Raw genomic sequence first — 15,070 nt, 5'->3', positions numbered from 1 at the left:
ATCGGCAAATCGAAGTATTCTTTTCACACCTACTGTAGTTCCTTCTGCGATCAACTCCCAACCGTTTTCTGTTTTGGCTTCCAAAGTAAAGGCTTTGATCCTTTGGCCAAGAGGATAGTATTCCTGTGCCATAAAGCGGTTGATGGAAGTGACTTGAGGCAATTTAATCAGGATTTCATTTTGTATAACTCCATCTTCCGCTGCCCAATAGGTTTCTTTATTTCCATCAGCCAATTGATCGATTCCAAAATACCTTCCCCTTGAATTGCTGGCAGATAGTTTTGCTTTTTTGATCAGGTTATCTGCAAAATCCTCTTGAATTTTTTTTGATAATTTGATGATCTGCTCAGCATCTTTTTCGTGTATCAATCCACGTCTGTCCACAGGGAAATTGATCAACAATGAACTGTTCTGACCAATACTTTTATAGTAAATATCCAAAAGCTGAGGCAAAGTTTTGACTTTGTGATCCTCATAGGCATAGTAGTACCAACCTGGTCTGATGGATACATCTGCCTCCGCAGGAACCCAATGCGTCCCGTTTTCCTGACCCGTGGCATACAAATCGGAATATTCCGGCATCCCGGCATAAACCGAATCCCGAAGTAAATTGGACCAAGTGGTTTCATAGGCAAATCCATGTTCATTTCCAACCCATCGGACGTCAGGACCCGCATCTCCGAAAATGACCGCATTGGGCTGCAGTTCCCTGACCAAAGCAAAAGTATTTTCCCAATCGTAATAGGATTATTTATCCACTTTCCGGGTTTTATTGGCGCCGCCATAATATCCATCGCCTCCATTGGCCCCATCAAACCAGACTTCAAAAATCTCCCCATAATTGGTCAACAATTCTGTAAGTTGGTTCCGCATGTAGGTGATGTATTCCGGCTTACCATAATCGGCGTGGTTGCGGTCCCAAGGGGAATAGTAGATTCCGAATTTCAAATCATATTACGTACAAGCTTCTGCCAATTCTTTGATCAAATCCCCTTCTCCATTTTTCCAAGGAGAATTTTTTACAGAATGCTCGGTATAGGCTGAAGGCCAAAGACAAAATCCATCATGGTGTTTGGCCGTAATAATAATTCCTTTCATCCCTGCATCTTTGGCTACTTTGGCCCATTGTCGGGTATCCAATTCGGTGGGATAAAATTGGGAAGGACTTTCATTACCCATTCCCCATTCCATATCCGAAAAGGTATTCATATTGAAATGGACAAAACCGTAGTATTCAAGTTCGTGCCAGGCAAATTGCCGCTCTGATGGAATGGGATACACAGGAGCCGGAGGATCAGCTTTTGGACCTTGGCAGGCAAAGAGCAGCAGAAACGGTATAATAAATAATCTCATAAGGTGGTTTTGAAATGATACATCAAAATTAATAGAGAAGTTAAGCGATCAGTAAATTTTAAAATAAATTTTAAACTTTCTCAGGGTTGAGTGATGACGTTTTGCGTAATGTCCGATGAAATGTCAGTTTATTTTGACCGTCATGGAGAATCTTTTGAATGTGAGGGAATTGGTTCTCCCTTAACTTCTCAAAGACCCCTTTTTAGACCTTGGTTAAAAATTTGTACTTTTGCCGATATGCAGCATACCTCCTACATCGAAATCAGTAAATCCGCTTACCAACAAAACATTGAATTTTTAAGATCTGATATCGGACCAAAAACAGAAATATCCGTTGTTGTCAAAGGCAATGCCTACGGACATGGCATAGAAAACATTGTCCCGATCGCAGAAGAAAACGGTATCCGACATTTTAGCACATTCAGTGCCGATGAAGCCCTTCGGGTGCATGAGGTCAGCAAAGAAGGAAGTCAGGTAATGATCATGGGAATGCTGGACAATGAAGATTTGGAAGAAATCATCAAGAAGGGTATCAGTTTCTATATTTTTGAGTTTGACAGGCTTGAAGCAGCCATCTTAGCAGCCAAAAAGACAGGTATCAAAGCCAGAATCCATATCGAAGTGGAAACTGGATTTCACCGTACCGGTTTTGATGGGGATGAACTGGAATGGCTGGCAAAGCAATTGAGAGAAAATATTGGGCATCTTGAACTCCGGGGCCTTTGTACCCATTATGCCGGGGCAGAAAGCATCAATAATTATGTGCGGGTAAGGAAGCAGATCAAACTGTACAAAAAAATCAAATTGTGGTTTGAAAGAAAAGACCTGGAATTTGAGAAATACCATTCTGCCTGTTCTGCGGCAACGCTTCTTTATCCTGAGACCAAAATGGATTTGGTCAGGTTGGGCATTGCTTCCTATGGTTTTTGGCCCACACAGGAAACTTATATGTACCGCTTCCAATCATTGCCTGCCAATAACAAAAACCCTTTAAAAAGGCTGATCTCATGGAAAAGCAGCATCATGAATTCCAAAAAGGTTAAAATGGGAGAGTTTATCGGATATGGATCCAGTTACATGGCACCTCGGGATATGACCATCGCATTGGTACCGATTGGCTATGGACATGGTTACAGCAGGATGTTAAGTAATCAAGGAAAATTACTGATCGGTGGAAAAATCGTTTCTGTAGTAGGTACTGTAACCATGAACAGCATCGCGGCGGATATTACAGATCTGGAAGGAGTTCAAAAAGGCGATGAAGTAGTAATCATTGGAAAACAAGAAGAAAATGAAATCACCATAGCCTCTTTCGGGGAATCCACCCAACAAATCAATTATGAACTGCTGACCCGTTTGCCACAGGATATTCCTAGGATAGTGGTAGAGTAGGGGGGGTGAATTTAGATTTTAGATTTTAGATTTGAAATTTGGGGGATGAAGGATGAAGGAAAAAGGATGAAGTATGAAGGGGGAAAGTTTATAGTTAGAAGGATTCATTTCCACAAAATAGATGAAAATGAAAAGGTCGTGGGAGGATTGATTTTAGATTGATGATTTTAGATTGGGGCAGGCTTACCCAAGAGATAAACTTTGTTTCCTCCTTTTCCTTTGATTTTTCCTTTTTCCCACTGGTAATTTTCATCAGAAAGCCCTTGGATCAAAATGTCCATGTCCTCCAAAGTATAGGTCCGGGCATTGGATACTGCCCCGTCCCATGCTATAAATAGAGGAAGTATGGGAATCAGATAAGTAAACACCAATTGCTGCCAGGTCATCGGCCTGACCATTGGTGTAACAAATAGTGTGGTGATAAAAGCAAAAGGAATGGCCAGCCACCATAGAAAAATCGGGTGGCCATTATCACTGATTTCAAATATCAAAATCGGTTGATTGGATTCTTTTGCATTTTGAAGGATTTGCCTTGCAACAATAGGCTTCATGTGGTGCAAACTACTTACCATTGTGCGAAGTGCTTTAAGGTCTTTGCTTACGTTTGAAGCATCCAATGGAGTTGTGATGTATTCAATATGCGGATTTTCAACATTATTGAAATGATCTGCTGCTGATAGGTTAGGATATAGGTCGCTTAGGATGAGTTTCAGATCTTCATATTCCTGTGATTTTTTCAAACTTTGGGTTACATCGATCATAGGTCCTCCACTCCCTGAACAAAGATCCAATATCACCTTGTAAGCAGTATGTTTGAGACCTTTTTCAACCAATGGAAAAAGTAAGTTTGCCGTTCCCAATATTTTATGAAAAGTCATGATGTACCTAGTCATCAATACCCTTATCCAATCAGGAAACCAAGCTAAGTCTTCAAACTCAAAGAGGTGTATCCTTTTCATTTAAACTATCCGTTCCTTTTCCGCAAAGTCATAACCAAAATAAAAATAATGCCCCCGGCAAGGAACAATGGCCAAATAGTTACCAATCCTACCAAGACTGACAGGAACAACTGCCAGCCATTGTCCAAGGCATTGAAAATCCTTACCCAGAATCCTTTTTTCTTGGGGGTGTTCAGTTCATAGGGCAATTCTTCGTAAAACTGTACTTGGAGTGAACTGAATTTGATCTGCTTGCTGAGGTAGTTGAACTGTCCCTCCATCATCTCTATGTCAGATCTCACTTCGTTGAGGTTCCTCTCTATTTCGAGGATATCTTTGATTTGGTTCGCTTTGGATAAAATCTCCCTATAGCGTTTTTCCAGTTCTTTTTTGTTTTCGATACGGCTTTGAAGATCGTAATATCTTTCGGTCACATCATCCACATTCGAGTATTTGCTTTCAACCCTGTAGGCAATTTTGGAAATGGCATTTAGTAGGCTGTCATACTTTTCTGAGGGAACGCGGATGCTGAGGTTATAACTTTTTCGGTAATTGTCGTTGTTTTGATTTTCATTTTCCAGATAGGCATTAAAACTCCCTAACATGCCTTTGATCTGTTCGTAATCTTTTTCCAGTGTTTCTGATTGGAAATTGATGCCTCCGGAGCGGATCAATTTTAGGCTGATATCCGGGGAATAAAGTTCCGGTTCGGAAGTTGGAGAGGATTGTTTGGCAAATGGAACTGAAACCATGTCATTGGTTTCCATAGCGCCTTCAGAATTCCCTCCATAGTTTAAATCCAAACTTTCATTGTTGGAACAGGCGGCGATGATAAATGCCATGGCAATTATAAGCTTCATAGAATCAGGGTTTGGATTTCAACGAAATGTAGTGAAAAATAATATCAAAAATTGATAATCCTTTTAGGTTAAGGTGTTATCAAAAACAAAGATAAAATATATTGAAATTTCTTTAGCTGCGTAACTGAAGTGCCATCTTTTCAAACATCGTGATTTACTAAAATCGGGCAGTTTGTTTTCATTATAAAGGAAAGGGTTTCCACTTTTTTATCAATTGCGGAAGGTTTAAAATAGATTTTCTTAATGGCAAAAGCCAAAGTAAGAATAATGACCAACCCAAAAAACAACATGATTTTTTTTCTCTTTACGGCTACTTCTTGTGCTTTTGGCGTCATAAGGTTTGATTTAAAGAAGGTGGATGTTAGATAGGTAATAGGAAATGTACAGAAATATTTTGAAAAATCGTGCAATAATTCAGATTACAATCCTATCCTAACTGATTGGGAATCAAAAATGCCTTTTTTATATGACCATATTTTTGTATGTTAATCATTCACCAAAACTGAAAAACAGTCATAGATTTTATCTATGAAAAATCTAATTATATAAGAAAAATCTTTGCTAACTTAGCCATTATAAATTCAAAATATAAATAACCAATAATACTATGAATTCTTTTAATACAAATGAAGGTGACATCAGTAAGTGTCCCTTCCACAACGGTCAACTCTCTCAAGCAGCCGGTTCTGGACCTAGGAACCGCGACTGGTGGCCAAATCAACTGAAGCTGAATATTCTGCGTCAACATTCTACCCTATCCAACCCTATGGGCGAGGAGTTCAACTATGCTGAGGAGTTCAAGTCTTTGAACTTATCCGAGGTAAAACAAGATATTGCCGATGCACTTCAAACTTCCCAAGAATGGTGGCCTGCAGATTACGGTCATTACGGTCCTTTTATGATCCGAATGGCATGGCACAGTGCCGGTACTTATCGTGTTCAGGATGGACGTGGCGGAGGAGGATTCGGAACGCAACGCTTTGCGCCTCTAAACAGCTGGCCGGATAATGCTAACCTGGATAAGGCGCGTTTGCTGCTTTGGCCTATCAAACAGAAATATGGAAAGAAACTCTCATGGGCGGATTTATTGATCCTGACCGGTAATGTAGCGCTTGAAACCATGGGTTTTAAAACCTACGGTTTTGCAGGAGGACGTGCCGATGTATGGGAACCTGCTGAGGATGTTTATTGGGGATCTGAAGGAGAATGGATGGGAGATGAAAAAAGATATAGCGGACAACGGGAACTGGAGCAACCTCTTGGTGCTTCTCACATGGGCCTTATCTATGTCAATCCTGAGGGGCCACAAGGTCAACCAAATCCTGAAGGCGCAGCACATGATATCCGGGAGACATTTGGCCGAATGGCTATGAACGATTATGAAACAGTTGCCTTGATCGCCGGTGGGCATACCTTCGGTAAAACACACGGTGCAGCTGATCCATTACAATATGTAGGTCCTGAGCCAGAAGGTGCCAGTATTGAAGATATGGGTATGGGATGGAAAAACTCTTTTGGAAGCGGTAAAGGCGCTGACACCATCACCTCTGGACTGGAAGGTGCTTGGACATCGACTCCGACTAAATGGGGTCATGATTACTTCAAGTACCTATTTGAATTCGAATGGGAATTGGTCAAAAGCCCTGCCGGTGCCCATCAATGGGAAGCCAAAAATGTAGATGCCATCATTCCTGATGCCCACATTGAAGGTAAATTCCACAAACCTTTCATGCTGACCACTGATTTGGCCTTGAAAGTGGATGCGGCTTATGAAAAAGTTTCCAGACATTTCTACGAAAATCCAGAGGAGTTTGCCGATGCCTTTGCTAAAGCATGGTTCAAACTGACCCATCGTGATATGGGACCAAAAACACGCTATCTAGGTCCAGAAGTTCCTGCTGAAGATCTGATCTGGCAAGATCCGATTCCTGCGGTAAACCATGAGTTGGTAGATGGCAATGATATTGCAGGTTTGAAAGCCAACATTTTAGCTGCCGGACTTACAGTTTCTGAATGGGTTTCAACTGCCTGGGCTTCTGCTTCTACTTTCCGCGGTTCTGATAAGCGTGGTGGTGCCAATGGTGCACATATCCGTCTTAACCCAATGAAAAATTGGGAAGCCAACAATCCTGCACAACTTTCAAAAGTGCTTGGAACGCTTGGAAGTATTCAGGAGGAATTTAACAGTACCCAGTCAAGTAACAAGAAAGTATCCCTTGCAGACTTGATTGTATTAGGTGGTTGCGCAGCAATAGAAAAAGCTGCGAAAAATGCCGGATTTGAACTTTCAGTTCCATTTACTCCCGGAAGAATGGATGCTTCTCAGGAAGATACTGAGATTGATTCTTTTGCATTTTTAGAGCCTAAGGCTGATGGATTCCGCAATTACTTCAATGCCAAAAATATGGCAAGTGCTGAAGAAATGTTGGTGGACAAAGCGCAACTTTTGAATCTGACAGCACCTGAAATGACTGTTTTAGTAGGTGGTCTTCGTGTATTGAACGCCAACTTTGATAAATCCAAGCATGGTGTATTCACTCAAAATCCAGAAACTTTATCCAATGACTTCTTCTTGAATCTATTGGACATGAGAACAACCTGGAGGGCAACTTCTGATACTCAGCATGTATTCGTAGGAAGTGATAGGGTAACCGGAGAACCAAAATGGAGTGCTACGCGAGTTGACTTGATCTTTGGTTCCAATTCCGAATTGAGGGCAATCTCCGAAGTCTATGGATGTGCAGATGGTAAAGATAAGTTTGTAAAGGACTTTGTTGCCGCTTGGAACAAAGTGATGAATTTGGATCGATTTGATTTGGTTTGATTATAAATTATTCAACATATAGTTCCTCGCATTCTTGCCAGTAAGGTTTAATCCTTGTTCAAATGGAAAGAAAGACCGATGACCGATGACCGATGACCGATGACAGATGTAACGGGCATTGAAGTATTTAACCTTTAGTCCCTTTGATTTGACTGGTAACTTGTAACGTAGAGTAAATTCAAATATTTGAATAGAAATAGCTGTCCCTCTTTGGGCAGCTATTTTTTTTGTCTTATACTTAGATAGACTGGAATGCCAAGGATATTGGCATGGAAGATAATTATTTGAAAGGAAGAGGGGCACAGACCCAAACTGGAAACCGCTTTTTGGAAAGAAGGGTGGTGGCCGAGCATTTGGAGGGCTTGGATGAACCTTTAATTCAGCATCCCAAGACCACTGTCCTAATTGACCGTCCCAAGAACATTGTTAACAAGGTAGAAAGCCCGGATGTAGGCATGAGCTTTTCTCTCAACCCTTATCAGGGATGCGAGCATGGATGTATCTACTGTTATGCACGCAATTCCCATGAGTATTATGGCTTCAGTGCCGGATTGGATTTTGAAACGAAGCTGATGGCCAAACCGAATGCTCCCAAATTGTTAGAGAAAAAACTACTCAGTCCCAACTGGAAGGTTGCCCCGATCTCCCTCTCGGGAAATACGGATTGCTATCAACCATTGGAAAAAGACATGAAAATCACAAGGGGACTGCTTCAGGTATTTGCCAAGTACCGTCACCCTGTCGGCTTGATCACCAAAAACAGTCTGATTTTAAGGGATCTTGACCTTTTGAAGGACCTGGCAGCAGACAATCTGGTGCAGGTATATATTTCTATTACCACGCTTGATGAGACATTGCGACGAAAAATGGAGCCACGTACTGTCTCAGCCACCAAGCGGTTGGAGACAATAGCCAAACTAAGCAGTGCCGGTATTCCTGTGGCCGTGATGAATGCGCCCATTATTCCCGGGCTGAATGATCAGGAAATCCCCAATGTACTCAAAGCGGCAGCCGAACACGGGGCTCTTTCAGCGGGAATGACTGTCGTCAGACTCAACGGCCGGATAGGAGAAATTTTTGAGGATTGGTTGAGGAAAAATTTTCCTGATCGCTTCAACAAAGTCTGGAATCAGATTGAAGCATTACATGGAGGCAGTGTAAGGGACAACCAATTCGGGCGGAGAATGAAGGGTAGCGGAGTCATGGCGGAAATGATCCAACAACTTTACCGACAATCCAAAAAACAATATTTTCAAGGAAAGCAAATGCCGGAATTTGATTTGACAAAATTTAGGAAGGGGGGGAATTTGAAATTGGATTTCTGAGTCATGTGACCCTTCGGCTATTTTCAGTTATTGGTGATATATCCATTCTTTAAACATAAAACCAAGAAAGCTTAAATAGTAGAGCGGTATTATTTTTACCTTATTTTCTTTAAACTGTAAGTATCCATAATGAGGATGTTTTTTAAGATTTAAGTGCTTATTTTTATAAGGAACCAAATTTTCAAGTAAAAATGAAAATATTGATAATCCCATTCTTTTTTTTGTTTGCATTCTGCTCTTTATATGCACAACATGGATATGTAATGGCTACCACTGAGGGAATTGTGGTGGAAAAAGAGATTAAAACCTATTTACCAGCCACTTCACCAATCACCGTAAATCAATTTTTCCCCATTTCCCAAAGTACACTAGGATTTCCTATCCATTCTTATTATGATCTCGAAAAGACAATTTCTGAAGAGAAATCAAAAGAGATTGATTCCTACATCCAATACATTATGGAAGATCAAAAAATCCCGGGACTTGCTTTAGCCATTACACATAATGGTGAAGTGCAAAAGAAAAAAACGTATGGACTGGCAAGCATTGAGTATAATGTACCCGTATCAGATTCTTCTGTTTTCTGGATTGCTTCTATTTCAAAGCATATTACCTGCACAGCAATTATGCTGCTGGCGCAAGATGGTATTATTGATATTGATGATAAGATCAACGAATATTTACCTGATACTCCCGATCATTGGCAGGATATAACCATCCGACATCTTATGACACATACTTCAGGTCTGCCAGAAAGCGGAAAAGGTTCCGAACGAGGTGAAAGATCGGTAAAAGGCACCTATAGTGCAGAAGAAATGTTTAATTATGCTAAAAAAGATTCTTTGGCTTTTCAGCCAGGAACTGATTTCCTGTACAGTGATGAAGGAATATTTTTATTAGGATACCTTATACACAAGATAAGTGGAATGTCTTTTAAAGAATTTATGCAAAAAAGGATCTTTGATCCTTCCGGAATGAATACGGCATACCTGATGGACCATTTTGAAATTCATCCAAATCAGGTGACGGGATATGCCAAAAAAGATGGACTGATCATTCCTGACCGTAACTACTGGAGACTCCTGGATACAGAAATCAATGCAGCAGGTGGTGTATATGCCAGCATTGATGATATGATCAATTGGGAAAAAACCCTACTTGGTGACTTGCTGACTCCTGAAAGCAAAAGATCAATGTGGACACCCCATTCATTGAATGATGGGAATAATGCAAATTATGGTTTTGGTTGGAATGCCCAATCCATAAACGGTGAAAAAATAATCTACCACCCGGGAGTTGCCGGAACAGAATTCCTTCGATTCCTAGATAATGACATTAGCATTATAGTTTTAACAAATCAAGCAGATTATCAGCGTTCTATTGCACACAAGATATCCGAGATTTTAGAAATTTCTCCTGAAAAAGGTGAGGATGATTTTATCAGCGGCCGAATCAGTAAACAAACACCCCACCAAGGAGAAATTGAAAAAATGGTCGGTGAATATCTTTTTATTCCAAATGGAAATTTTTATTTAGATGATCCTATTGAAATAAGGATCTCCGCCGAAAAAGACCAAGTGTGGATTGAATTTCCAACCAATAAGAAGTATCACAATAAATACAAAATGGTCAAAATAGAAAATGGAAAATGGGTTCAGCTATCCTGGGATCCGGTAGCAACTGAATTTACCTATGATCTTCAAGAAGATAAAGATGGTGCTGTTACTATTTCAGTTTTTGAAAATTACGGACCTGGAATCAGTATCCACATTGGTGAATTAAAAAGAAGGGACAATGAAACTATTGGAAAGAGATAACTGTAAAATTTAAACCCCGCACAAACTAAGGAACATCATCGGATGGTTAAATGAATTGGATTTAGCTGAATACCGATTATTAAAAAGCTGATGATTTTTGATGTTTTCAGTGCCAATTTTAATTAAATTGTTGCATCTCGTAAAAAATCCGGAGGAACTTCAACAACTCATCCGCAATAGGGATAGATCGATTATAAATTCAACAGGACAGATCGATATGTTTAAATGGATTGATTATATAATTGACAATTTTGATACTTCCCGTATTTCTGTATTTCAGGAAATCATTAGCAGATCAGATACCTGGTTTTGCCCAACTCTGGTAAACTTACGAATGTGGGGTTCAAATAGTACCGCATTTATTGAAGACAACAAGTTGAAATATATTCCGGGAGAAGAGCATGCTATCTGGAAGAATCCCACGGATTTGGGCGAATTTTCGGAGGATTTAATAAACCATACTGATTGGCACATAGATCTTTCACTAAAATATTATCACAACGTATTGTCACTCCTGAAGCCTATATTGGATTCAGGAGCAAAATTTCTGGCGGGTACAGATATCGGAAACCCTTATCTCATTCCCGGTTTTAGCTTGCACGATGAACTGGAATTGTTTGTGGAAGCCGGATTTACTCCGCTCGAAGCCCTCCAAACAGCCACCATAAATCCTGCACTCTATCTTAATCGATCGGCAGAAATCGGCACAGTAGAGAAAGGAAAAATTGCCAATCTGATCCTACTGGACGCTAATCCACAGGAGGATATCCGTAGCACGCAAAAGATCCATTCTGTGATATCATCTGGCAAACTGTATTCTAGGGAAAAACTGGATAAAATATTAAAAGAGGTGGAAGAAAATGCAAAGGAAAAATAGAGCATCTCAAAACGAAAATGTCGTGATGCACCGCACGCATTATCAATACCTGCATTATTGGTTGATCATACCTTTTGTGATTACCATTATAGGGTTTTATAATTCCTATTGGTCCCGGTTTACCGAAACTCCTTTAAACTGGCACTTACATGGAATGAGTGCCACAGTTTGGTATACCATCTTAATAATTCAGCCCTATCTATATACAAAGGGAAAAATAAAGTCTCACAGGACCTTTGGTATCATTGGATTCCTTGTGGCAGGTTTTGTCGCTGCATCCGCATTATCGGTTGTGGGAGGTCATATCAAAGACCTGGACCCGGAAATAGACTCTTTTATCTATCCATACCGATATTCTTTATCGTTGACTGATTTCATCTATATAGCCGGATTTTTATTTTCAATAATCATGTCCATCATTCATAGAAAAGACATTGACCTACATAGCGCCTGGCTTATCAGTACTGTTTTTTGGGTATTATCCCCGGCTACAGATCGGTTCACTTTCTTTGTTCTTGACCCTTTTATTGATGAAAGCACCTTCTGGTTTAATTTCGAATCTCAATTCTGGATCAGTCATATATTTATCATCCTTATACTATTATTTCTTATCTACCTAATTGCCAAGCACAATAGGCCATGGCTACCATTTGCGCTAGTTGCCCTAATTCATCTAATCGCACCTGTTTTGTTGATTGGATTAAAAGATTCAGAAGGGTTGGCCCAATGGTTTGAGCATATGTATAAACCGGGATTTACGGATTAAAAAAGGATTTCTAAATTACAACCTTTGCTGATTTTTATCCGGTCGTTGAAAATGTGTTTTCTAAAAATTAACTACGCTTTCTCTAAATCAGACGTATCACCCATTAAAATGCGATATTAAAAACACTCCCAAATCCAAACGGAAAATGAATTTTTAGATCAATAACCTCGACTGGTAATAAGAGTTGGTTTGGGTAGGATACGATTATTGATTAATTTAAACCTTCATTCATTATCGTGTTATTTGAATAGAATCTATTCGGCAGTGAAAATTTATTTTGATTTCAACTATCAAAAACGAAACAAACCCTTTCTAAACATGGAAAATCTAACTTATCGGTCACTGATTTATTTGGTATTGCTCACATTTGGGTTGTTTTTAACAGGTTGTGGGGGAGCTTCCGAAAGTGAAGAAGAGGATAACCCATACCTTACAGCGGATGAAGATCAGGGCGGCCTCAGCTTGGCACCTGGTATGAAGGCTTACGTTATTGCCGAGGACATCGGTCGTGGCCGACATCTTGCGGTAAACGAGCAAGGTGATATATATGTGAAATTGCGGGAGCGCCACGCAGAAGGCGGGATTGTAGCACTCAGGGATACGGATGGAGATGGTAGGGCTGATGAAAAAACATATTTCGGAGATTATGGGGGTACCGGCATGGCATTTTACAAGGGGTATCTTTATGCTTCCAATGACAGTGTCGTTTTTAGGTATTCATTTTCCAATGGAAATCTGCTTCCTGACAATTCCGCCTCCCCTGACACGATCGTTTCCGGTTTGCCCAAACAGACTTCACATGCTGCCAAATCCTTTACGTTTGATGATAAGGGCTATCTTTATGTAAATGTGGGCGCACCATCCAATGGCTGTCAGGAACAGGACCGCACCCGGGGATCTCCGGCAATGGATCCCTGTCCTTTGCTTGAGCGGCATGGCGGAATTTGGCGTTTTGATGCCGAAAAGACAGGTCAAACCCAAATGAATGATGGACACAGGTTTTCCACCGGAATCAGGAATGCAGTTGCTTTGGAATTTAATCCAATCGATGGTCATGTCTATGCAGTACAGCATGGAAGGGACATGCTTAACGCTTTATTCCCTGATCTGTATGATGAAGAAGCCAATGCGGAATTGCCTGCTGAAGAAATGTTCAGACTCACTGACGGGGCAGATTTTGGATGGCCCTACTGCTACTATGATCTCGAAGAGGATAAAAGAATATTAACTCCTGAATATGGGGGTGATAGAGAAACCGTGGGAAGATGTGAAAACACGCAAGCTCCTGTAATGACCTTCCCGGCGCATATTGCACCTAACGATCTGCTGTTTTACACAGGGAATCATTTTCCGGAGAAATATAAGGGAGGTGCTTTTGTTGCTTTCCATGGTTCCTGGAACAGGGCTCCTTTAGAGCAAAAAGGCTATTTTGTGTCTTTTGTTCCTTTTGAAAACGGAAATCCGAAAGGAAGCCATGAGATTTTTGCGGAGGGATTTGCAGGCGTTTCCACCATTGAAGCTCCGGATGATGCAGAACACCGGCCTACCGGTTTGGCCCAGGCACCTGATGGAACCCTTATCGTTTCGGATTCCAAAACCGGAAAATTATGGCGGATATTTTATCAGGAAGAAAAAGAAACGGTAGCTCTTAAATAAAAGAAGAGTCAGATCTCGCTATAGAAAACCTCATACTGCAATTTCAGCCATCTCATACCTGGTAAGGGAAAAATAAAAAATGCTTCCTTTGCCGGGAATGCTTTCTGCCCAGATTTTTCCCTGGTGCTTTTGGATAAGTTCCTGGCATAGCACCAAGCCCAAGCCGGTTCCGAACTCTCCCATGGTGCCGGATTTTTGGGTTATGGATTTTGAAAACAGTTTGTTCAGAATTGATTCCTCCATGCCGGTTCCGTGGTCCCTGACTGAGGTGATGATATGACCTTCGTCTCCTCTGACCTCGATTTCAATTCTGGAGTTTTTCTGGGAAAATTTGATGGCATTGGAAATAAGGTTCCGCATTACCGTCAAGATCATATTCCGGTCAGCGTGGATATACAGGTTGTCCGGACAGAGTTTTTCCAAAGTGATTTTTTTGTAAACCGCTTGGGAAGAGGTCATTTGGATGGCAGTCTCCACTAATTTTTCCATTTCTATGACTTCTGGTTTTACCTCATAAACTTTTGTTTTTTTGCTTGCCCATTGAAGGAGATTTTCCAAAAGGTTATGGGTATTGCGTGATACGTTCAGAAGATATTTTATATTCTCTAAATGTTCTGAATTGTGGTCATTTTCAAATTCCTCCTCGAGGATTTCCATATACCCGATGATGGAGACAAATGGATTTCTCAGGTCATGGCCAATGATCGAAAGAAGCTTATCCTTTTCATTGATGTGTTTGGTCAGTTCAGCATTTGAATGCTTGAGCATGGTGGTCCTTTCTTCAACCGTCCGTTCAAGCTGTCTTTTTTGTTGCCTCATGGACCTCATCCTTAGGTTGAAAGCCAAGGACAATATCCCGGTAATTAAAAATGCAGTAAATACAAAGAACCAGTCTGTTTTCCAAAAGGGAGGTTTGATGACAAGGACAATGGATGTTCCGGCTTCGTTCCATACACCATCGCTATTGGCGGCTTTGACCCGAAAAGTATATGTTCCCGGATTTAAATTTGTATAAGTAGCATTGCGTTGTGAGCCTACATAATTCCAGTCTTTCTCAAAGCCTTCAAGAATATAGGCATATTGGTTTTGTTCAGCATTGGTATAATTGAGGGCTATAAAATCAAAGGAAAGCACATTTTCTTTGTAAGAAAGATTGAGGGTGTCGGTCACGGCAATATGTTTTTGCAACGGTGAACCGGAGATTTTGAAATCCACAGATTTATTAAATATTCTCAGATCAGTGATATAAACCGGTGGAACAT

General features: G+C 40.6%; 11 protein-coding genes and 1 pseudogene. 7 read left to right on the top strand and 5 right to left on the bottom strand.

Translation table 11 applies throughout. From position 1 onward, the window contains the following. A pseudogene (locus tag ACEW8O_RS10360) lies at positions 1-1,353 on the bottom strand (alpha-L-fucosidase); the annotation flags it as partial. A gap of 237 nt (positions 1,354-1,590) precedes the next feature. Between ACEW8O_RS10360 and alr the strand changes: the two are divergent. Beyond that, on the top strand, positions 1,591-2,745 hold the full coding sequence (gene alr, locus ACEW8O_RS10355) for an alanine racemase (protein WP_373494556.1): 1,155 nt from the start codon (positions 1,591-1,593) through the stop codon (positions 2,743-2,745). A 167-nt stretch (positions 2,746-2,912) separates the two neighbouring features. Here the strand turns inward: alr and ACEW8O_RS10350 are convergent, their stop codons facing one another. The 3 genes from ACEW8O_RS10350 to ACEW8O_RS10340 form a co-directional block, all read right to left on the bottom strand. After that, the gene (locus ACEW8O_RS10350) at positions 2,913-3,704 is read right to left on the bottom strand and encodes a hypothetical protein (protein ID WP_373494555.1); all 792 of its coding nucleotides are present in this window, start codon (positions 3,702-3,704) and stop codon (positions 2,913-2,915) included. A gap of 5 nt (positions 3,705-3,709) precedes the next feature. Then, positions 3,710-4,543 carry a DUF4349 domain-containing protein gene (locus tag ACEW8O_RS10345; protein ID WP_373494554.1) on the bottom strand — a complete coding sequence of 278 codons (834 nt, stop codon included), beginning with the start codon at positions 4,541-4,543 and terminating at the stop codon, positions 3,710-3,712. A 140-nt stretch (positions 4,544-4,683) separates the two neighbouring features. After that, positions 4,684-4,878 carry a hypothetical protein gene (locus ACEW8O_RS10340; RefSeq protein WP_373494553.1) on the bottom strand — a complete coding sequence of 65 codons (195 nt, stop codon included), beginning with the start codon at positions 4,876-4,878 and terminating at the stop codon, positions 4,684-4,686. 272 nt (positions 4,879-5,150) lie between these two features. Here ACEW8O_RS10340 and katG point away from each other — a divergent pair, with 272 nt between their 5' ends. From katG to ACEW8O_RS10310, 6 genes are all read left to right on the top strand, one after another. After that, positions 5,151-7,367, top strand: coding sequence for a catalase/peroxidase HPI (gene katG / locus ACEW8O_RS10335; RefSeq protein ID WP_373494552.1), 2,217 nt, complete (start codon positions 5,151-5,153; stop codon positions 7,365-7,367). 269 nt (positions 7,368-7,636) lie between these two features. After that, positions 7,637-8,692: a PA0069 family radical SAM protein gene (locus ACEW8O_RS10330; RefSeq protein ID WP_373494551.1), complete on the top strand. Its 1,056-nt coding sequence runs from the start codon at positions 7,637-7,639 to the stop codon at positions 8,690-8,692. Positions 8,693-8,883: 191 nt separating this feature from the next. Beyond that, on the top strand, positions 8,884-10,509 hold the full coding sequence (locus ACEW8O_RS10325; protein ID WP_373494550.1) for a serine hydrolase domain-containing protein: 1,626 nt from the start codon (positions 8,884-8,886) through the stop codon (positions 10,507-10,509). A gap of 127 nt (positions 10,510-10,636) precedes the next feature. After that, positions 10,637-11,386 carry an amidohydrolase family protein gene (locus ACEW8O_RS10320; protein WP_373494549.1) on the top strand — a complete coding sequence of 250 codons (750 nt, stop codon included), beginning with the start codon at positions 10,637-10,639 and terminating at the stop codon, positions 11,384-11,386. Beyond that, on the top strand, positions 11,370-12,152 hold the full coding sequence (locus ACEW8O_RS10315) for a hypothetical protein (RefSeq protein ID WP_373494548.1): 783 nt from the start codon (positions 11,370-11,372) through the stop codon (positions 12,150-12,152). The genes ACEW8O_RS10320 and ACEW8O_RS10315 overlap by 17 nt, the downstream gene beginning before the upstream one ends. A gap of 318 nt (positions 12,153-12,470) precedes the next feature. Beyond that, entirely contained in the window at positions 12,471-13,808 is a 1,338-nt protein-coding gene (locus ACEW8O_RS10310; protein ID WP_373494547.1) for a sorbosone dehydrogenase family protein, read from the top strand. A 30-nt stretch (positions 13,809-13,838) separates the two neighbouring features. On the opposite strand, the gene ACEW8O_RS10305 is transcribed toward ACEW8O_RS10310, so the two are convergent. Beyond that, positions 13,839-15,070, bottom strand: a 1,232-nt coding sequence (locus ACEW8O_RS10305) for an ATP-binding protein (RefSeq protein ID WP_373494546.1), incomplete at its 5' end; no start/stop codon positions are given.

The sequence above is a fragment of the Aquiflexum sp. genome (assembly GCF_041749095.1).
Lineage (GTDB): Bacteria > Bacteroidota > Bacteroidia > Cytophagales > Cyclobacteriaceae > Aquiflexum.
Note: the sequence above shows the minus strand (reverse complement) of the source record. Positions and strands in the feature narration are given on the sequence as shown.